We start from the raw sequence: 20,305 nt of genomic DNA, 5'->3' as shown, positions 1-20,305 counted from the left end.
CTATGGACCCAATCGAACGTTTAGACGCTCTTCCTGAAGAAATCACACGAACGTTTCATCCTGATTTTGTTTTTTTGATCACACCAGACAAAATCCAGCATTTTCCATTGAGGAATGCTACTTATGAACAAAAATTAGCAGAAGTTAAAAATAGATTCGATCATTCTTTGATGGTCAAGTCTTGGCAAGGTCATAAAGTGATTTATTCCCCTGACCTTGAACAATTCGCTTTGATCCCAAGAGGATAATGATGTAGAGCGTGGGACAAAAGTAAGAAACACTTTTGTCTCATTCTTTCTTTAAAAACGAATAAACGGTGCCTTGAAGAAGTTCGCAATATGCGCTACTTCTTCAAGGCACCTCATTTTATTTTACCCTCATTCATTGCTTAGCGATCATTGATAGCTGTTGCCGCAAATTGTTCGATCAGTGGGATCAAAGTCAATTTCACTTTATATTTACGTTCTAACGCTTTTTCGATCGTAAACTCGTTTTCAGCTGTCATAGAGATCTCAGCTAGTTTGCGAGGTTCATCCGCTGCTTTTTCATAAATCACTACGGATTGCTCTGTTTTTTCTGTATAGAATTTTGGATATTCAGCTACTTCACTTGAAAAATCAGCAAAAGTCAAAGCGGTAGTGTTCGTTGAGCGTTCTTTTTCAGTTGATTCCGCTGTTGGTTTGTCTTCTGCTTCTTTCACTGATTCTTCCATTTTGGCTGTGTTCGTTTCTTCGACAGTCTTATCGCTTACTGGTGTAGAAACGGTTTGAGCAGTTGGCTCATCATTTTTAAGACGTTGATCGTTCCAGTAAGAAACGATTTCGATCAATAAGTTGTCGCGGAAGCGATCAAAAATATCCTTTTCACCTGAACGAATACGTTTTAACACAGTAGTAAAATTATCATCGATAGGTACATTGATACGTGTATCTTCGTTTGATTGTCCTGCTAACCCAATAGTCAATATTTGTCGATTTTTAGGATCAAGCATCACTTGTAAAGGTAATCCGTAACGTCGTAAGCTTTCCTCTTCCAAAGAATGGAACAATTGACTTCTGATGCCGTCTAAAGAAGGACGGAATTGATTGAGTAATTTTTGCTTTTGTTTTTTCTTCATATGTTCTCTCCTTCGCTCATACCTTTACGATTATAAGAAAAAAAAAGACAAATGAAAAGGATTATACAAAAAAAACTTAGATATATACGCAAAATCATTAAAAATAAGCCGTTTTCCAACTATTTTTTAAGAAAAAAGAACCTAAGGCATTTATTTGCCTCGGCTCTCTGATTGGACAGGTGTCAAACAACGCTTTCTCATTCATGTAACAGTTCAAACAGGTCGAGACAAAAGTCGTTTAGTTTTGAGAAATTGGAGAAAAAAACGAACAATACGTTTTCTGTATTGCTCGTTTTTTTTTGAAATTTCCGAAAAGACTGACTTTTGGACGCCGTTTATTTGAGAGAGGCTGGGACAGAAGTGTTTAACTCCGAGAAATAAGAAGAAAGGAACGAAAATTGCTTTTCAAATTTTTGTGAATTTCGGCTTATTTAAGAAGGATTTGCTTTTGCTCCCGCCGTTTATTCGAGCGTCTGTAACAAAACTGATTTTTAGATTTGTCCCACATTCCCCCATACGAACACGCTAATCGACGCCCAATCCATATAAATTTTACTAGACAATCAAGAACGGATTTCTAGCAAATAATCACTTGCAAGCTGTTGATTCATGGTATCTGCTTTCCTTAAATATGCCGCAACTTGTTCGATTTCATCCCCAGTTGCACCAACAGTAATGGCTAATGCTCGTGCTTGTAAGGACATATGCCCCTTTTGAATGCCTTCTGTTACTAAAGCTTTCAATGCCGCTAAATTCTGAGCTAAGCCCACAGCCGCAATTACTTGTGCCAATTCTCTTGCAGAAGAGACATCAAGTATTTCAATCGCAAGTTTCGCTTTAGGTAAAATCTTTGAAGCGCCTCCTACGGTCGCAACAGCTAAAGGTACAGTCAATTTACCCACTAACTGTCCATCAACTATCTTCCAATCTGTCAATCCTTGGTAAAAGCCATTTCTTGAAGCATATGCATGAATAGCTGCGGATGCCGCTCTGGCATCGTTACCAGTTGCTAAAATAACTGCTTCGATTCCATTCATAATGCCTTTATTATGCGTCGTTGCCCGATAAACATCTAGCTTTGCATATTCCGCTGCTTGTTGGATCTTTTCGGCAACTTGTCTTCCAATTTCTTTACTTTTACCTAAGCGTTCAAAAGGGATCGCACAACAAGCAGTAGCAAGAGACTCAGTTGCTAAGTTGCTCAAAATACTAAATAGAATCTCTTCTTCTGGGAACCAGATTCGTAATTGGTTGGCAACTCCTTCTAAAATCGTATTGACAATGTTCGCCCCCATTGCATCTTTAACATCGATCAAGAAATCAATTGACGCATACGCATGGTCACTTCCCATAAATTCTCTCGTGGAAATATCCCTGACTCCTCCACCGCGTTTAACAATGGAGGGATAGCTATTGTTTGCACACAAAAACAGTTCATCTTTTCGTGTGTCTATTGCTTCGATGATTGCCTGATATTCAGGCTTACCTGTCAACACGATCTGGCCTCTCATCAGTCTTTGTGGCGTTTTTGCAGTGATATCCCCACAAATTTTTGCTCCATTGCTAGCTGCTGCTATAACGGATGGTTCTTCTGTTGCCATGGGAACCCATTTTTTTTCACCATTGATCTGAAAATTTTGGGCAACGCCCATAGGAATCTCCACTTGGCTTATCTGATTCTCAATCAAATGGTTCGCAATGTCTTCAGACAAGTGTTCATTTTTTAGTTGATCCGCACTTTTTTCAGCAATCACGCCTCCGCGAACTAACTGACTTCTACGTTCTTCTGGTGTCAGCTGATAGAACTTTTTTTTTTCGTCAAATGATCCTGCTTTTTCTTGATTTGCCTCAAGTAAGACTGCTAGTCCCAGACCTCCACCGATACATAAAGAAGCAACGCCGTATTTTTGCTCATTTCTCTGCAGTCCATAACTCAATGTCGTCAGGATTCTTGCACCACTAGCGCCAATCGGGTGTCCTAGAGCAATAGCTCCACCATCACTATTTACTTTTTTTGGATCAAGTTGAAGTTCACGATTGACAACGATGGACGAGGCAGCAAATGCTTCATTGATCTCAAATCGATCAATCGCACCTAATGGAACCTCTGTCTTTTCTAACAAAGAATTGATCGCATTGATCGGTGCGATTCCCATAATACTAGGATCAATACCGATTTCCGCCACACCTTTGATCGTTGCTAGATACGGAAGATCATTTTTTAGTGCATACTCCTTTGAAGCTAAAACCATTACTGATGCACCATCATTTAAAGGAGAAGCATTTCCAGCTGTGACCGTCCCATTTTCCGAGAATACCGTTTTTAATGTTCCAAGTTTTTCTAATGAACTATTGCCACGTATTGCTTCATCTTTTTCCATCAATGTTCCATTCGGTAGTAAAACAGGTATGATTTCTTCTTTGAATACATTGTTTTCCGTTGCCTTGGCTGCTTTCAATTGTGAGTCTAATGCATATTGGTCTTGCTCTTTTCTAGTCACTCCGAATTGTTCTGCCACATTCTCAGCGGTTAAACCCATATGCGTGTTTGAAAAAGTATCGGTCAAACCATCGTTGACCATGCTTGAAATTGGTCCATTATATGAAGTGGTTTCAGAATCAAATTGTTGTAGTAAAGGCGCCCGGGTCATGCTCTCTGTTCCCCCAGCTATTACTAGATCTGCCTCACCTAATTGAATCAGCTGACGCGCTAAAATCACTGCTTTCATCCCTGAACCACAGACTTCATTGATAGTCATTGCAGGAACATCTACAGGAATATCACTATTGATCGAGATTTGACGGGCAACATTTTGTCCATTTCCCGCTTGTAAGACATTTCCAAAAATCACTTGGTTGATCTCATCTTTTTTGATACTTGCTTTTTCTAGCAATTTTTTAGTAACCATTGTCCCTAATTCAGCTGCAGAAAAACTGCTCAAACTACCTTTATATTTACCAATTGGCGTTCTTGCAGCATCTATAATTACGACTTCCTTCAAGTAAGCCACCTCCTACAAAAATATACCATTGTTTTCGCTAAAAACAAATAGTACATTACTTCTTCAAAATAAACGAGAAACAAATTTTAACAATCCTTAAATATTCGCTTTTTTGTATTTCTTTTAATCATTTTATGATACTTTAGTAAAGTAAGTTTTTTTATCATAAATAAAGAGGTGTTGAAATGAAAATAGGGATCGATCGTCTTTCCTTCTTTATTCCAAATTTATATTTAGATATGACAGAATTAGCCAACCATCGTGGGGATGATCCTGCTAAATACCATATCGGTATTGGTCAAGATCAGATGGCTCTTAACCGCATTTCAGAAGATATCATCACATTGGGTGCAAATGCTGCCAGCAGAATCGTGACGGAACAAGACCGCGAACTCATCGATATGGTGATCGTTGGAACAGAATCAGGTATCGATCACTCAAAAGCAAGTGCTGTGATCATCCACCATTTGCTTAAAGTCCAACCTTTTGCTCGTTCCTTTGAAGTCAAGGAAGCTTGTTACGGCGGAACGGCAGCTTTGCATATGGCAAAAGAATATGTGAAAAATCATCAAGATCGTAAAGTTTTGGTCATTGCTAGTGATATGGCTCGTTATGGTTTGGCAAGTGGCGGCGAAGTCACACAAGGCGTTGGTGCTGTTGCAATGATGGTCACTGCTGATCCAAGAATCCTTACAATCGAAGATGATAGTACCTTCTTGACAGAAGATATCTACGATTTTTGGCGCCCAGATTATAGTGAATTTCCTATAGTAGACGGGCCATTATCAAATTCAACTTATATTGAATCCTTCCAAAAAGTCTGGAATCATCATAAAGAACTCACTGGTCTTAAACTAGAAGATTATGACGCATTGAGTTTCCATATCCCTTATACAAAAATGGGAAAAAAAGCGTTGCAAAGTGTATTAGATCAGACAGACGAAGAAAACCAAACGCGTTTATTAGAACGTTATGAAGAAAGCATTCAGTATAGTCGCCGAGTCGGTAATTTATATACTGGCTCGCTCTATCTAGGTTTGATTTCTCTTTTGGAAAATTCTCAAACTTTATCATCTGGTGATCGTATTGGCCTATTCAGTTACGGTTCTGGCGCAGTCAGTGAATTCTTTACAGGCTATCTAGTCGAAGGCTACCAAGAATTCCTAATGACCGAGAGCCATCAAGAAATGCTAGATGCAAGAAAACAAGTCACTGTTGCTGAATACGAAACGATCTTTAGCGAAAAATTACCAGAAAATGGCGAATCTGCAGAATATACTTCTGATGTACCTTTTTCAATCTATAAAGTAGAAAATGATATCCGCTACTACAAACAGTAATACGTAAGACTTGGCTTTTATCAATTAAAGCAGTGAGTTGTATAAAACCAAAGATTCTAAAATAAATGACTACGATCAGCCGGAGAAACCAAAATAATATTCTTTATTTTGAGCTCCTCCGGCTGATCGTTTATTTGCATAATGGGGGTAACTTCTCCAATTTTTACGTATCCAGTACTACTTTTGCTATCTCAATTTACTTTTTATTGGATCAGCAACAAGCGGTAGGTCAAACGGGTTGTACTGATTTGTTCATCTTGGAGAAAATGTTGGTCAAGAAAATCAGCCAATCGTTGGTCTTCTTCATACCCCTCATAGTAGACCTCCATTAAGGAACGAGTGATTCTTTCTTTGAGAACATACATAAATTCTTTGACCTGATAAGAATAGTCGCTTTGATCTAGATATGCTTCAAATTGATCCATCAGATCTTTAGAAGTCATAGGATCATCTTCATATATCCCTAATCGTTTTTCCAAGGGTAAAAACAAGTCATCTTTTGAACTCACGACTCTGATGATGACACATGCCTGATCCATCTTTTTCAGCATACGTTCTAATTTTTGGGTATTATCTAATGCAGGATTTGCAGCAGTAAAAATCACTTCAACACTTTCTTCATTTTCTAAAAAATCTTCGAAAGAACGCTTCATCATTTGGACGTTTTTCACACCTAACTTATCTGCTTCTTGTTGAGCAAACCTCAACATTTCGGTTGAAAAATCAAGCAATTTGTAACTTTCTACTTCTTTCGCCATAGGTAAATAGCGCCCAGCACCACCTGCTACATCTATCAAGTCTGATACGGGTAATACTTTCTTGCTTCTTAAAAAGGCGATCACATCTTCTACGACTGTCGTGCGTGATTCCAGTTGATTTTGATAATACGCTGGGGCAAATTCATCCCAATCTAATTCGTCCATAGTTGATTCTCCTATTTAAAATTTTCACATTTCGGAATAAATAATATCTCTTAACAAATTCCATTCTTATCTTGAGATTCTAACACATTGATCTATTTTTCAAAAAGATAATCTAAAAAATCAATCATATAAAGATTAAAAATATTGCGTTTATTGCCTTCATTCCCTAGTTCATCGCGTTAGACAAAATTGGCTATCCCCTTATACAGTTTATGTACTACAACTAAATTGTTATTCTTAGCAACATAGCTTCCTTGCGAAGTGGTACAAATATTTATGCTAGACTATTGGGTACACAAAGATATAAATGGATTTTTGCTTTCTAAACAACTAAGAATCAGCCGAATGAAGAAAAATATTTATTTTGAAGAAGTACTTAACGAAAAAATTACTTTGTTGTTTGTTTTTTTTGCTTATTCTCTTGATGCGATTCAATTATCTGGTGGACATAAGGTTGATGGCTCTCGAATGTAAAATTGAAATGAAGTAAACCGTACAATTTTTTGCAATTTTCTATTATACTTTTCTCATAATTTATATTTGGTACTCTTAGTAAAAAAAGCCCAATCGTCCACTTAAGACGATCGAACCTCATAAAACAGTCACGCATATAAATCTTAGTTATCTAAGTCATCTCATAAAAATTTTGTTTATGACGTTTAGCTAATCTACTCTCAATTCCTTACGCCAAGCAGAGAGTTCCATACTTTTTTACTTCAAAGGTTTCTATTCATTTTCTACAATTAATCCTCTTTTTAGGCAATAATGATAGATTCCCTCTTCTGCTACATGACCAATCACTTCATCAGCAATTTTCTTTAGATCCTCGGAAGCATTGGCCATTGCTATTCCCCAACCAACCGCTTCTAGCATCTCAATATCGTTATTCCCATCTCCAAATGCAATAGCTTGGTTCTTATCGAAACCATAATAGTCTAGTATTTTTTTTATGCCGATTCCCTTACCACTACTTTTAGGAATAATATCAACCGCACGATCCCACCATGCAGTAATCTTTGACGCAGTAGTATTCTTCATTACTTCTTCATATTCCTCTCGGCGAGCACCTAGCATTAATTGGAAAATTTCCTCATTCTTCATGACCTCATCGAAGCTCTTCGACACAATTATCTCTTGATGAGCAAAAGAAAAGTATTCAGCTAGATCTTCATCTTTACCGTTTGTAATGGTCTGATTGCTCGTTGCAATAGCTACTGGGCGATTCAAGACTCTCGAATTTTTGATGATCTGTTCTACATCTTTTTGTGGAATTGGATTTTTATGAATACTTCCTTTTTGGTCAAAGCAGTATGACCCGTTAAAAGTCAAAAAAGCATCAAATGTCAAGTCGTCAAACTGTGGTAAAGCAATTGGACTTCTACCTGTTGCAATACAGAGAATAATATTCTGTTCTTTTAGTGCTTTCAGCGTTGCTAGCATCTTTCTTGAAATTTGTTTTTTGTTCATATCAATCAGAGTACCATCAACATCAAAAAAAATAATTTTCACGTCGTTCATCTTGCTCACCTTCTTCTGACATAGTCGTAAATCTAAACTTCTACTAATTCTATGCCTTTATTTCGATTTCTATTTAAATAATTTTAACACAAACTGGCTGATAAATGGGAATTGAAAATTGTCTTAGCAATCAGCTTATCAAAGGCGATTCGTTTTTCTCTCTTTGTTTAAAAAAAGAGACTAGGACAAAACTTGTCTCAGTCTCTTTTTTATTTTATTTATTCTTTTGTACGTGGATAAGGATCATTTTTGTGATCTCCATCAAAATGACCGTCACTAAAGCAATTCCGATACATGTAAAGACTTCAGTCAAGCCAAAAGCAGCTGGAATTGAGAAGACTTGTTTTAACCCAGGAATCATGGTCAAACAATATAGCGCACTACATACGACAACAGCTAACAAGACACTACGGTTTGAGAAGAATCCAGCTTGAATCGCTGTTTGTGTATTGGAGCGTGCTGGAAATGTTTGTAACGTTCGGCACCAAATCAATGTAGAAAAGGACATTGCTACACCGAATTCCGGTGAGTGTTGCATTCCTAACCATTGAGCAAAAATAACGGCGATCCCGATCAACACCCCACGATAAGTTACTGAGATCAACGTTTTATCCGTAAAAATACCGGAATTTGGATCTCTTGGTGGTCTATCCATCGTTGCTGGTTCCGCTTTTTCTGTTCCTAAAGCAATAGCAGGAAGAGAGTCGTTCACTAAGTTGATAAATAGTAATTGTAATGCAGTAAATGGGTTTGACCAATCAGCAACTAAAGCAAAGATAATCGCAATGATTGCACCCAAGTTACCTGAAAATAGGTAAGAAATGGCCTTCTTAATGTTATCGAAGACATTTCGTCCTACTTCAACGGCACTGACGATCGATGCAAAGTTGTCATCAGTCAAGACCATTGCAGCAGCATCTTTCGCAACATCCGTACCTGTTCCCATTGCAATACCGATATCTGCTTGTTTCAAGGCTGGCGCATCATTGACACCATCACCGGTCATCGCTGAAATATGGCCTTTATTTTGCCATGCTCGTACGATCCTAATCTTGTTTTCTGGTGAAACGCGCGCATATACGGTCACTTTTTCTAGTACTTCGTTCAGTTGGTCTTCTGTCAGATCATCTAATTCTGTACCAGTCAACGCTTGATCGCCTTCTTCAAAGATGCCGATTTCTTTGGCGATTGCTACAGCAGTCGTCTTATGGTCACCTGTGATCATGATCGTCTTGATACCAGCACTTCTTGCTTCTTTGACGGCTTGTGTCACTTCTTCTCTTGGCGGATCGATCATTGCAAGCAATCCAACTAAGATCAAGTCATTTTCATCTTCAAATGAAAGTTCTGTGCTTTCGATTGGACGATACGCAAAAGCTAAAACACGTAACGCACGATTTGAAAAAGCTTCATTTTGTTCTTTGAATTTTGTCATCAGTTCTTCTGTCATTGGCACAACTTCACCATTAACTAAAGCTTTTTTACTGCGACCAAAGACGATATCCGGTCCACCTTTGACAAATAGGTATTGGTCATTGTCAATGTTATGTGCTGTTGACATTAATTTACGGTCAGAATCAAATGGTAATTCTGCTTGTCTTGGATAGGTATTTCGGATTTCTTGATAAGGCTGATTCAGCTTTTCACTGAAATCAATGAATGCCACTTCTGTTGGATCACCTAGTTTTGTACCATCTTCACTGATCGAAGCATCATTTGCTAAGACACTGATCTCAATCAAACGGCGTTCATCATCGGACCATTTCGCTGGATCATTCGTGAAGTCTCCTGTAGCGCCATTTGCCAAATAATAATCAACCACGGTCATTTTATTTTGAGTCAACGTACCAGTCTTATCGGTACAAATGATACTTGTTGATCCAAGTGTTTCGACCGCAGGTAGCTTACGAATGATCGCATGACGTTTTGCCATTTTGTTTGTTCCTAAAGACAAAACGATTGTTACGATCGATTGCAATGCCTCTGGAATAGCTGCTACGGCAACAGCAACTGCGAACATGACTGCACTAACGATATCTGCAGTTAGATCCCCTGTTCCCTCACCTAAATAGATACGGAACAATTGGATACCTAAAATAACTAGTGATAAAGCTAGGATTGCCAAACTTAATTTTTTACTGAATTTGTCTAATCCGCGTTGTAGAGGAGTGACTTGTTCCGTTGTTGATTCAAGAAGCCCAGCAACTTCTCCGATTTCTGTATTGTTCCCAGTAGCAGTTACTAAGAATTTCCCGCGGCCATAAGTGATGATCGTTCCACTAAACACCATATTTATACGGTCGCCGATTGGTACTGTTTGCTCAATCGACACAACCTCTTTTTCTGAAGCTGTCGATTCACCAGTAAGCATTCCTTCATCTACTTTTAATGAACCAGCTTCTAACAGCCGCCCATCAGCAGGTACATAATCCCCTGCATCTAATAAGACGATATCCCCAACAACTAACTCATTTGCTGGAATCGTCCGTTCTTTTCCGTCACGGATAACACGCGCATCAGGTGCGGAAAGACTTTTTAATGCTTCTAAAGAGCCTTCTGCTTTTTTTGTTTGGATAACACTGATCACGGAGTTCAACATCAACACGGCAAAAATAACTAAGAATTCGATGTAGTCACCCATGACCATTTGGATCAATGCGACAATCAGCAACACGATGACCATAGCATCTTTGAATGTTTCTAAGAACAATTTCCATGTCGGTTTCTTAGGTGCTTCCTTTAGCTGATTCAATCCATCTCTTTCTAACTTTTCTTTTGCGAGCGTCGTACTCAATCCTTCGGTCGAGCTCTGCGTTTTTTGCATCAGCGAGTCGATTGATTCCTTGTAGACGGCTTGCTGAGCCTGTTCCTTGTTTTCCAAATTTCATCCCCCATTTTGATTTTTAGTTATCGGCAATTGTCCTGACTGAAAAAAAGAGACCTAAGACAAATGCGGATTTGTCTTAGGTCTCACCATTTCATACAATACCAGATAACCATTTGGTTAACTTACTGTTGATATTATCACAACAAATGTTGTCGGTTACTCCCCTAAGGAGATATTCAACTGTACTATTATCCTACCTGAATATATGCCAAAAAGCAACCAATTTAGCTTAGTTTACTGGATATTTTCAACCTTGTTTACAAAAATAGCGTTCTTCATTTGTAGGCTTCTTTTTGTTCTCATGCTATACTATTGTTATAGTAAAAAAGGAGGATTTGACTGTGGGAACAAATATTATTTATGTCCTTTATTTGATCAATGTCATCATTGCTTTAGTTATTATTTTGATCAAACCACGTGATGTCGCTGCTATCTGGGCATGGTTACTTGTGCTTTTTGCGCTTCCCGGTATTGGGTTTGTACTCTACCTTTTCTTTGGGCGTGGCCTGACAGATAAGAAAAAATTCTATTTAAGACAAAGTGACTTGAAAGAATTAGAAAATTTTCAAGATTTCAAAGGAGACACGATCGATCACTACGATCCATTGATGGAAAATCTGGAACATCAACAATTCGTTGATTTTTTCTCTTCCCTCAATCGTATGCCACTGACTCGAAAAAATTCGGTCACTTTATTGACAGATGGACAAGAAAAACTGGACGCTCTATTAAAAGATATCAAAGCGGCCAAACATTCCGTCCATATTGAGTATTATGCCTTTGTAACAGACAATATTGGCCAGCAGATTTTGTCGTTACTTGAAGAAAAAGCTGCAGAAGGAGTAGAAGTCCGTTTACTGTATGATGCCTTTGGCTCCAACGGAACAAAACCAAAGGACTTCAATAAACTAATTAAAAATGGTGGACACGTTCACACATTTATTACTTCTCAACGTGCATTGCTCCGTTTTCGCCTAAACTATCATGATCACCGCAAAATTGTAGTGATCGATGGAAAAATCGGTTATATCGGTGGTTTCAATATCGCTGATCAATACGTCAACGTCACCAAAAAATTTGGGTACTGGCGTGACACACATCTTCGAATCTATGGAGCCGCAGCATCGCTCTTGCAATTACGCTTTCTAACAGATTGGAATGTTTCAGTTCCTGAACAGAAAAAAGTCGGTTATCATCTTAATTACTTTTTCCAAAAAGAACCAGGGAAAGACTATAAACATGAAAATACATCTATTCAATTAGTGTCAAGCGGTCCGAATAATGAACGTGAGCAGATTAAGTTATCCTTCATTAAACTGATCACTTCAGCGAAAAAACAGATTTGGATCCAAACGCCCTATCTTGTACCTGATGAAAGTGTACTTGCAGCTTTAAAAATTGCAGCTGCCTCAGGTGTCGAAGTCAAGATCATGATTCCAAATAAACCAGATCATCCCTTCATCTATCGTGCTACTCAATATTATGCTAGACAATTGATCAAAGAGAATGTGCAGATCCTAGTGTATGAAAATGGATTTCTACACGCAAAGACACTGATCATGGATGATGAAATCTGTATGGTGGGCTCTGCCAATCAAGATATTCGTAGTTACCGTCTGAACTTTGAAACTAGTGCTGTCATTTATGATGCAGATTTCTTGAACCAATTAGCAGACCAATTTTTGGTTGATGAAGAAAAGTGTACACCGATGACAACTGAAACAGTCAAAGAAATGTCCAAGTGGTTATTGTTCAAACAACAAATTTCACGTTTGTTCTCACCAATTTTATAGTCTGGATAAGTTATCCCCAGTATTTTTTATCTAATACTCTTGGCTCTCATAGATCACGTATCAAAACGATCAGCTGTTCGTAAAAAAAGTTGGCTACTCAAAAAAATAGGAAAGCCTATTTTCAAAGTAGTCAACTTTTTTCTATTGGTTTATTTTCATTTTCGACCCAGATATATGTTAGAAATCTGCAGATTCCTTCAATGATCCAGCTGCCCAATGATTGATTGGTCCATATTTATGCCCTACGTTGATTTCTTCTCGTATCGCAACATTCACATATTCTTTCGCAAAACGAATGGCTTCCTCAACAGATTTTCCTTTAGCTAATTCTGCTGCAATACAAGCGGATAAAGAATCCCCTGTGCCGTTGATACGATCAGTAGGATAAAAAGGTGCACTTAACCAAAATGACTTTCCGGATTTAAGCAAGACATAATCTTTTACGTCTTTTTGGTCTGCATCCTTTAAATGATGCCCTTTGATCATGACATTTTTTGCCCCCATTTGTTGGAGTTCCTTTGCTGCTTGAACGTAATCTTCCTCTTCTGACAATGATCGACCAGTCAATTTTTCTGCTTCATAAAAATTAGGCGTCAAAACTGTTGCTAAAGGTAAAAGTTTGTCTTTCAAGCTTTGTAAAGCAGATTCCTCTAATAACAGATTGCCATGTTTGGTCACGATCACAGGATCAACGACTAAAGGACCGAAGTCATACTTTTGGTAATTCTCAACAACTGTTTCGATCAATGTAGAATCAGCTAACATCCCTGTTTTTGCTGCTCTTACTTGGTAATCTTCTGCAATCAATGCAAACTCTTTATCAATAAAGTCAGTTGGCAGCGTCACACTTGCTCCAATGCCATATGAGTTTCCTGCCACGCAAGCAGTCATTACAGAGACACCATAAACGCCTCGAGTAAAAAAAGTATGCATATCTGCTTGCATCCCGGCACTACCATCACTGTCTGAACCAGCGATGGTCATTACTTGTAAATATTGTTCTTCCATCATGATCATTCCCTTCGTTCTTTTATCTATCATTTTTGATTGATTTTTTCTTTTGCAGTTACTATACCACTACTTTACTCCTACAATCAAATTTATTTGAAAATACTTTGTATTTAGCGTTTTCATACCAATGATAAAGAAGTAGACACTAAAAAAACTTTTAAGGAAGAGCAAGAAGCAATTCCTTAAAAGCATTAGTATTAATTGATAATGTTATTTAATTACGAGCACATTACATGGTGCATGGTTTACTACATAGGAAGTTGTTGAACCAACTAACGCTCGTTCCACTGCATTTAATCCTGTCGCACCCATCACGATCAAATCGATTGGTTCTTTGGATTCATTGAAGTTTGCGATCAATGTTTTTGGATAACCATATAAAATATATGTCTCGTTATCTGTCAATCCTTTTTCAATTGCCAGATTTCGATGCTCATTCATTTGTTTTTCCGCTACTTCATCTAATTCTTCTTGAAGATTTGGTGTCAGGAACCCAAAGTCACCGAAATAGTTGCCAGTCACCTCATTGACATACAAAATGTGCAAAGTTGCTTGATTTCTCTTAGCAGCTGCAATTGCCTCCATAAAAGCCTTTTCAGCTTTTTCCGAACCATCAATTGCAACTAAAATATTTTTATACGCATCTAACATTGTAACCGCCTCCTTGCTTTAATTCTAGCACTATTGAGTGCCCATAACAAATATTTACTTGTATCATTTTTATATAAAAAAGGCCAGAACAGAAATGAACCTACCCTCAAGAAATAAGCCAAATCTCACGAAAATCATTTTTCAAATTTTTGAAGATTCATGTTTATTTTTTAGGAGGTAATTTCTATTCCCACCATTTATTCAAATTTCTTGCATACGAGAAACGCTTTTACTTCTGTCCTTGTTTCTTTTTATTAGAAGTTCGTTTCTAGAATCCGTTGTTCTTAGCGACTTCGCTGAACCAATGACCAGATTTCTTGATCGTCCGTTTTCCATCTTGAGCAAGATCTACCGCAATAAAACCATAGCGATTCTTATATGCATTTGTCCATGACCAGTTGTCCATGCACGTCCACATATGGTAACCGACACAATTTGTGCCTTCTTCGATTGCTTGATGAACATATTTTAGATGATCCGTAACAAATTCGATGCGGTAATCATCTTCAATCACGCCGTTTTCATTGATAAAACGCTCTTCTCCTTCAACTCCCATACCATTTTCGGAAATATAGCATTTGATATTTCCATAATTTTCTCTAGTATTTGTCAAGATATCATAAATTCCTTTTTCATAGATTTCCCATCCACGATAAGGATTCATTTTTTTATTTGGCAGATCATAATTATCAAAATAATCATCTGGCATAGGACTATTTTTTGTATCCACTGGGGTTTCTTTCGCTTTGATCCGTCGCGGTTGGTAATAATTGATCCCTAATAGATCAACCGTATTTTCTTTGATTGTTTTCAGATCACCTTCTTTTATCTCAGGTAATAAATCCAATTCTTTGACAATCTTGATCAAGTCTTGCGGAAACTCGCCTTTTACAGCTGGATCAAGGAACGAACGATTAAAGAAAGCATCCGCGATCGTTGCGGCTTTCACATCTTCTTCATTTGTTTCATCTCTCGGGTAGCTTGGTGTCAGATTTAAGATGATCCCGATTTCTCCATCTTGTGCCAATTGGTGATATGCCTTGATCGCTTTGGCACTCGCCAGGTTCTCATGATAGCCAACTTGAATAGCCTCTTTCATATTGACATGATTTGGATAATGGAATTGATACAGGTACCCTCCTTCAACTGGAACGATCGGCTCATTGTGGGTAAACCATTTTTTTACAAGGTCACCGAACAAGTCAAAACAAGTAGTCGCATAATCGACATATGCATCGACAGTTTTTCGGTCTAACCAACCACCATTTTTTTGAAGTGTCAGCGGCATATCAAAATGATAGAGATTCACAAAAGGTTCAATACCATTGTCTAATAGTTCTTTGAAGTACGCACGATAAAAAGCAACTGCAGTCTGGTTTACTTCCCCAGTTCCATTTGGTAGTAGACGGCTCCATTGGATAGACGTCCGAAAAGTATTATGGCCTGTTTTCTTCATCAATTGTACGTCTTCACGGTATTTAGTATAAACCTGACTCGTTTTTTCCGGCCCAACTTGATTGAAAAACTTTTCTGGTTCTTGTTCATACCAGTAATCCCAAATATTCTCTCCTTTGTGATCGCCTTGGATCCTTCCTTCTGTTTGTGGCCCGCTAGCTGCCGAACCCCACCAAAAATTCTCTGGAAATTTATACTTCTTCATTTTTTTGCCCTCGCTTATTTTCTTTTGATACCGTTATGATAACGAATACTAAAAAATAAATCAACACTTTTATATTAAATGACTAGACATTTAATAAAATACCGGTTATACTATTTTTTGTAATCGATTACAAAAATAAATTTGAGGTGAAAATAATGAACGGTTTTATGGATAAGCTTGCTCAAAAAATCATGCCTCTAGCAAATATGTTGGGGCGAAATCGTTACTTGACGGTTTTAAGAGACGCATTTATGCTGTCTTTTCCATTAACGATGTTTGGTTCTATAGTGGTAGTTATCAATAATCTTCCATTTTTCAGTGATAGCACGAAAGGAACTTTAACCACTCTATTTGGAAACGGTCAAAATGCAACAATGAGTATCATGTCTATTTTTGTTACTTTTGGTATCGGCTATTATTTATCGAAATCCTATGACGTTGAAGGTATTTTTGGCGGAGCAGTTTCCTTTGCGAGCTTTTTGATTCTCACTCCTTTTGTCATGACTACACCTGGAGGCGAAGAGGTTTCTGGTGTCTTGTCGCTTGATCGACTTGGCGCTAAAGGGATGTTCATTGGTATGATTGCTGCATTTATTGCAGGTGAAATCTACTGCCGTATCACAAAACGCGGTTGGCAGATCAAAATGCCTGACGGTGTACCACCAGCAGTATCAAAATCTTTCGCTGCTTTGATTCCAGCCGTTGTGACATTAACTGTTTTCTTAATTATCAACGCGATTATGACTGGTGTCTTCCATGCAAATCTTCATGATGTGGTTTATGAAGTAATCCAAAAACCATTGACTGGATTGGGAAGTAGCTTACCAGCTACATTGATTGCTTTGTTTTTTGTTCAATTCCTATGGTTCTTCGGACTTCATGGTCAAATCATCGTCAACTCTGTAATGGATCCAATCTGGAACACTTTGATGCTTGATAACCTTGAAGCTTATCAACAAGGGAAAGAATTGCCACACATCATCACTAAACCATTCATGGAAACATTTACCGTTGGTATCGGTGGTTCAGGTATGACACTGGCCGTTGTCCTTTTGATGGCATTTATTTTGAAGAAAAAACAATATCGTGATGTTGGTCGTCTTGCTCTAGCTCCCGGGATCTTCAATGTGAATGAACCTGTGATCTTTGGGTTACCAATCGTTTTAAACGCAACGATCTTGATTCCTTGGGTAATTGCACCACTGATTGTCACTACGTTCAACTACTTGATCATGGCAGCTGGGATCGTACCACCACCAACCGGAGTTTCGGTGCCTTGGACTGTTCCAATCATCGCAAGTGGTGTGCTAGCAACCAATTCTTGGTTAGGCGGGCTCCTTCAAGTTGTTGACTTCGTGATTGTAGCTTTCATTTGGTATCCGTTCCTTAAAATCTTGGATAAACAACCAGACTTGGATGTCTTGTAATAACTACTTTTACTACATTGAAAAAAGGTCGAGACAAAAGTCATTTAGGTTTGAGAAATTGGGGAGAAAAACGAACAATACATTTTTTGTATTGCTCGTTTTTTTAATTTCCGAAAAGCCAGACTTTTGGACACCGTTTATTCGAGAGTCTGTAGTAAAACTGATTTTCAAATTTTTCCCACAGCTTTTTTAACTATCGACCTTCTTTTTCGATTACTTGTTGTCGAAAAACATATCTTTAGTTATACTCAATTGTGAGGTGAATAACGTGCCAAAATATGAAGAAATAGCCCATATATTAAGAGAACGGATTCGTTCAAAACAATACCCGCCTAATAGTTTTTTACCGAATCAAGTGGACTTAGTGAAAGAATTCGGCGCCAGCCGCATGACGATCAAAAAAGCAATCAATATCCTAGCAATGGAAGGTTTACTTTACTCTCAAAGAGGTTCTGGGACAAAAATATTGAATCATCCTTTTATGGAAAAAGATACTTCTCCTGCCAATGAATACGAAGGCCTAAGCTATCAAATGCATAAACGCCATCGTTCTCTAACAAGTCAAGTGATCCATTTCGACGTGGAATTTCCGAATGAATATATCCAGGAGCGCTTGATGGTCGATGCGGAACAGCCCGTTTATAACATCCATCGCCTACGCATACTGGACAATGAACCTTACATTTTGGAACACACATTTATGCCTGTTAACTTAGTACCTGGTTTAAAAAGAGAACACTTGCTTTCTTCTATTTATGATTACTTGCATAAAGAATTGAATATTCACTTTGCTGGAGCCTATCGCGCAATCTCTGCAGATAAAAGCACCACTTTCGACCAAGAATATTTAAATTGTAGTGAAACCGATCCTGTACTGGAAGTCCAACAAGTCGTCTACTTAAAAGACGGCCAACCTATTGAATATTCCTCAAGTCGTAATCGGTTCGATGTTCGTAATTATTCTGTACTTGATGTCCGTTCTAATTAAAATCATATAGCCCTTGCAAGAAACAGCCGTTTCGTGTAAGGGACTTTTTTTATATCATTCAGCCAATAAAACACAAAGACAAAATAATTGCATTAACTCCCCTCTCCCACTATACTGTATCTATCATCATTTACTTACTTTTTGTAAGTTGACAGGAGGAAGCAGTATGGACACACAAATCAGAGGAATTCACCACGTTACAGCAATGACTTCTAGTGCCACAAAAATCTATCGTTTTTTTACTGACATTTTGGGTATGCGTTTAGTGAAAAAAACCGTCAATCAAGACGACATCGAAACTTATCATCTTTACTTCACAGATGAACATGGAACACCAGGAACTGATATGACTTTTTTTGATTTTCCAAATCAGGCAAAAGGAAAAAAAGGTACTGATACGATTTCAAGAGCTTCGTTTAGAGTTCCAAACGATGAAGCATTAACATTTTGGCTCGAGCGATTTGAAAAATATGGTATCACTCATTCTGAGATCAACGAACGCTTTTCTAAAAAGTATTTAGAGTTTGAAGATTTTGACAGTCAAGCATACCAACTGATCTCAGACGAAAATAACCACGGAGTCGCTTCTGGTATCCCATGGAAAAACAGTAACGTTCCATCAAAATATGGAATTACTGGATTAGGCCCTGTTTTTGTTCGGGTCAAAAACTTAGACCATCTCCGCGTGATCCTAGAAAACATCTTAGGATTTAAAGAAACAGCTCATTCAGATGCTTTTTATCAATTTGAAGTAGGCGAAGGTGGTAATGGGGCTAGTATCATCATCGAACACCGGACTGATCTTCCAGATGCAATAGAAGGATTTGGCAATATTCATCACTTAGCTTTACGTGTCGCAGATAAAGAAGCGTTGGAACACTGGATTCGCTTGATCAATAAAGTTGATTTACCAAATTCAGGCTTTGTTGACCGTTTTTATTTCCAATCAGAATATTTCTTAGCCGCTTCTCACGTGTTATTCGAATTAGCTACAGATGGTCCTGGATTTTTTTGGGATGAACCAACTGAAACCGCAGGAGAAATATTGTCCTTACCACCTTTCTTAGAAGAGAAACGAGCAGAGATCGAAGAATATGTCCGTCCATTCGATACTAGCGATGCCAATAAAAAACGTGAGTAACTATTTTCTATGAGTGAAAAAAGGAGGCACCCCATGCACTATTTATTCGAAAAAGATAGCCCTAATGGCAAAAAGTTACTCTTGCTTCATGGTACAGGTGGAGATGAATACTCTTTAATTGATATCGCCCACTTTTTAGCTCCCAATAGCACACTTCTCTCTTTTCGCGGTTCCATTAATGAAGACGGTATGAATCGTTTTTTCAAACGAAATGGATTGAATCAATTTGATTATGAAAATTTAGAAGAAGAGTCAACAAACTTGCACGAAGAAATCAAAAAAATCAGTGAAAACGAACGAATCCCTTTGAGTGACTGGATCGTTGTCGGTTACTCAAACGGTGCAAATATTGCTGCACATTTGATGTTAGAAAGTCAAACGGGTCTAAAAAAAGGTCTCTTTTTCCATCCAATGTCATTAGGTAACCATCAGCAATCCTTTTCATTGACGGACAAAAAAATCTGGCTTTCCTACAGTGAAGACGATCCTATTGTCTCTTCCACAGCTATTTCGACTTTAATCAACGAATTTGAAACTCGTCATGCCCAACTTAAGGTAACCAACACAAATACAGGACATCAATTGACAATGGAAGAGTTAACCATTGCTAAAGAGTGGCTAGATAAAAATAGTTGATCCCTAGAATAGGGAATTACTAAGAATGATCCGCCAGAAGAAAAACAACTAACCCTGTTTTCTTCTGGCGAATTTTTTGATGTGAAGTCATTCCTTAATATTATTGGTTTGAAACGCTACAGAAAAATTTAGTGGCTGGTACATTCGTACAAAAAAGTTGAAACAGATGTATTTCTCGGAGTTAAACATTTTTGGTCCAGCCTCGTCCAAC

General features: G+C 38.0%; 16 protein-coding genes and 1 pseudogene. 9 read left to right on the top strand and 8 right to left on the bottom strand.

Annotated elements, in window-relative coordinates; genetic code table 11:
• Nucleotides 1-2 precede the first annotated feature (2 nt).
• Nucleotides 3-248, top strand: coding sequence for a hypothetical protein (locus IGI47_RS06120; RefSeq protein WP_438783644.1), 246 nt, complete (start codon nt 3-5; stop codon nt 246-248).
• A 140-nt stretch (nt 249-388) separates the two neighbouring features.
• Here the strand turns inward: IGI47_RS06120 and IGI47_RS06115 are convergent, their stop codons facing one another.
• Nucleotides 389-1,117 (bottom strand): hypothetical protein, encoded by a 729-nt coding sequence (locus IGI47_RS06115; RefSeq protein ID WP_438783643.1) that lies wholly within the window; start codon nt 1,115-1,117, stop codon nt 389-391.
• Nucleotides 1,118-1,466: 349 nt separating this feature from the next.
• Between IGI47_RS06115 and IGI47_RS06110 the strand changes: the two are divergent.
• Nucleotides 1,467-1,586: pseudogene (locus IGI47_RS06110) on the top strand (DUF3788 family protein); the annotation flags it as partial.
• 94 nt (nt 1,587-1,680) lie between these two features.
• On the opposite strand, the gene IGI47_RS06105 reads toward IGI47_RS06110, so the two are convergent.
• Complete coding sequence (locus tag IGI47_RS06105) at nt 1,681-4,119, bottom strand: hydroxymethylglutaryl-CoA reductase, degradative (RefSeq protein ID WP_438783641.1); 2,439 nt, start codon at nt 4,117-4,119, stop codon at nt 1,681-1,683.
• A 185-nt stretch (nt 4,120-4,304) separates the two neighbouring features.
• Here IGI47_RS06105 and IGI47_RS06100 point away from each other — a divergent pair, with 185 nt between their 5' ends.
• Nucleotides 4,305-5,459 carry a hydroxymethylglutaryl-CoA synthase gene (locus tag IGI47_RS06100; RefSeq protein ID WP_438783640.1) on the top strand — a complete coding sequence of 385 codons (1,155 nt, stop codon included), beginning with the start codon at nt 4,305-4,307 and terminating at the stop codon, nt 5,457-5,459.
• A gap of 203 nt (nt 5,460-5,662) precedes the next feature.
• On the opposite strand, the gene IGI47_RS06095 is transcribed toward IGI47_RS06100, so the two are convergent.
• Nucleotides 5,663-6,382 (bottom strand): class I SAM-dependent methyltransferase, encoded by a 720-nt coding sequence (locus IGI47_RS06095; RefSeq protein ID WP_438783639.1) that lies wholly within the window; start codon nt 6,380-6,382, stop codon nt 5,663-5,665.
• Between the two features lie 276 nt (nt 6,383-6,658).
• On the opposite strand from IGI47_RS06095, the gene IGI47_RS06090 reads away from it, so the two are divergent.
• Nucleotides 6,659-6,856, top strand: a complete 198-nt coding sequence (locus IGI47_RS06090) for a hypothetical protein (protein ID WP_438783638.1) — start codon at nt 6,659-6,661, stop codon at nt 6,854-6,856.
• A 252-nt stretch (nt 6,857-7,108) separates the two neighbouring features.
• On the opposite strand, the gene IGI47_RS06085 is transcribed toward IGI47_RS06090, so the two are convergent.
• Nucleotides 7,109-7,900, bottom strand: coding sequence for a Cof-type HAD-IIB family hydrolase (locus tag IGI47_RS06085; protein ID WP_438783636.1), 792 nt, complete (start codon nt 7,898-7,900; stop codon nt 7,109-7,111).
• Nucleotides 7,901-8,114: 214 nt separating this feature from the next.
• Nucleotides 8,115-10,781, bottom strand: coding sequence for a cation-translocating P-type ATPase (locus tag IGI47_RS06080; protein ID WP_438783634.1), 2,667 nt, complete (start codon nt 10,779-10,781; stop codon nt 8,115-8,117).
• A 347-nt stretch (nt 10,782-11,128) separates the two neighbouring features.
• On the opposite strand from IGI47_RS06080, the gene cls reads away from it, so the two are divergent.
• Entirely contained in the window at nt 11,129-12,580 is a 1,452-nt protein-coding gene (gene cls / locus IGI47_RS06075; protein ID WP_438783633.1) for a cardiolipin synthase, read from the top strand.
• Nucleotides 12,581-12,757: 177 nt separating this feature from the next.
• Here cls and thiD read toward each other — a convergent pair whose 3' ends face one another.
• The 3 genes from thiD to IGI47_RS06060 form a co-directional block, all read right to left on the bottom strand.
• Nucleotides 12,758-13,588: a bifunctional hydroxymethylpyrimidine kinase/phosphomethylpyrimidine kinase gene (gene thiD / locus IGI47_RS06070; RefSeq protein WP_311930007.1), complete on the bottom strand. Its 831-nt coding sequence runs from the start codon at nt 13,586-13,588 to the stop codon at nt 12,758-12,760.
• Nucleotides 13,589-13,801: 213 nt separating this feature from the next.
• A complete protein-coding gene (locus IGI47_RS06065) occupies nt 13,802-14,242 on the bottom strand; it encodes a universal stress protein (protein ID WP_438783632.1) in 441 nt (146 codons plus the stop codon).
• 268 nt (nt 14,243-14,510) lie between these two features.
• Nucleotides 14,511-15,902 carry a glycoside hydrolase family 1 protein gene (locus IGI47_RS06060; RefSeq protein ID WP_311929683.1) on the bottom strand — a complete coding sequence of 464 codons (1,392 nt, stop codon included), beginning with the start codon at nt 15,900-15,902 and terminating at the stop codon, nt 14,511-14,513.
• 155 nt (nt 15,903-16,057) lie between these two features.
• Between IGI47_RS06060 and celB the strand changes: the two genes are divergently transcribed.
• From celB to IGI47_RS06040, 4 genes are all read left to right on the top strand, one after another.
• Entirely contained in the window at nt 16,058-17,329 is a 1,272-nt protein-coding gene (gene celB, locus IGI47_RS06055) for a PTS cellobiose transporter subunit IIC (protein WP_438783631.1), read from the top strand.
• A gap of 268 nt (nt 17,330-17,597) precedes the next feature.
• Complete coding sequence (locus tag IGI47_RS06050; RefSeq protein ID WP_413120137.1) at nt 17,598-18,317, top strand: GntR family transcriptional regulator; 720 nt, start codon at nt 17,598-17,600, stop codon at nt 18,315-18,317.
• A 166-nt stretch (nt 18,318-18,483) separates the two neighbouring features.
• Nucleotides 18,484-19,458, top strand: coding sequence for a ring-cleaving dioxygenase (locus IGI47_RS06045; protein ID WP_438783629.1), 975 nt, complete (start codon nt 18,484-18,486; stop codon nt 19,456-19,458).
• Nucleotides 19,459-19,491: 33 nt separating this feature from the next.
• Complete coding sequence (locus tag IGI47_RS06040) at nt 19,492-20,094, top strand: alpha/beta hydrolase (RefSeq protein ID WP_438783628.1); 603 nt, start codon at nt 19,492-19,494, stop codon at nt 20,092-20,094.
• Nucleotides 20,095-20,305: the final 211 nt, after the last annotated feature.

Source organism: Enterococcus sp. AZ191 (genome assembly GCF_051713845.1).
GTDB lineage: Bacteria > Bacillota > Bacilli > Lactobacillales > Enterococcaceae > Enterococcus_B > Enterococcus_B durans.
The sequence above is the reverse complement of the archived record's forward strand: the minus strand, read 5'-3'. Positions and strand labels throughout refer to the sequence as shown.

Coding starts and splice junctions, on each gene's coding strand:
- IGI47_RS06120 (WP_438783644.1), top strand. CDS start 3: ATGGACCCAATCGAACGTTTAGACGCTCTTCCTGAAGAAATCACACGA.
- IGI47_RS06045 (WP_438783629.1), top strand. CDS start 18,484: ATGGACACACAAATCAGAGGAATTCACCACGTTACAGCAATGACTTCT.
- IGI47_RS06065 (WP_438783632.1), bottom strand. CDS start 14,242: ATGTTAGATGCGTATAAAAATATTTTAGTTGCAATTGATGGTTCGGAA.
- IGI47_RS06115 (WP_438783643.1), bottom strand. CDS start 1,117: ATGAAGAAAAAACAAAAGCAAAAATTACTCAATCAATTCCGTCCTTCT.
- celB (WP_438783631.1), top strand. CDS start 16,058: ATGAACGGTTTTATGGATAAGCTTGCTCAAAAAATCATGCCTCTAGCA.
- IGI47_RS06095 (WP_438783639.1), bottom strand. CDS start 6,382: ATGGACGAATTAGATTGGGATGAATTTGCCCCAGCGTATTATCAAAAT.
- IGI47_RS06060 (WP_311929683.1), bottom strand. CDS start 15,902: ATGAAGAAGTATAAATTTCCAGAGAATTTTTGGTGGGGTTCGGCAGCT.
- IGI47_RS06090 (WP_438783638.1), top strand. CDS start 6,659: ATGCTAGACTATTGGGTACACAAAGATATAAATGGATTTTTGCTTTCT.
- IGI47_RS06085 (WP_438783636.1), bottom strand. CDS start 7,900: ATGAACGACGTGAAAATTATTTTTTTTGATGTTGATGGTACTCTGATT.
- IGI47_RS06100 (WP_438783640.1), top strand. CDS start 4,305: ATGAAAATAGGGATCGATCGTCTTTCCTTCTTTATTCCAAATTTATAT.
- IGI47_RS06040 (WP_438783628.1), top strand. CDS start 19,492: ATGCACTATTTATTCGAAAAAGATAGCCCTAATGGCAAAAAGTTACTC.
- thiD (WP_311930007.1), bottom strand. CDS start 13,588: ATGGAAGAACAATATTTACAAGTAATGACCATCGCTGGTTCAGACAGT.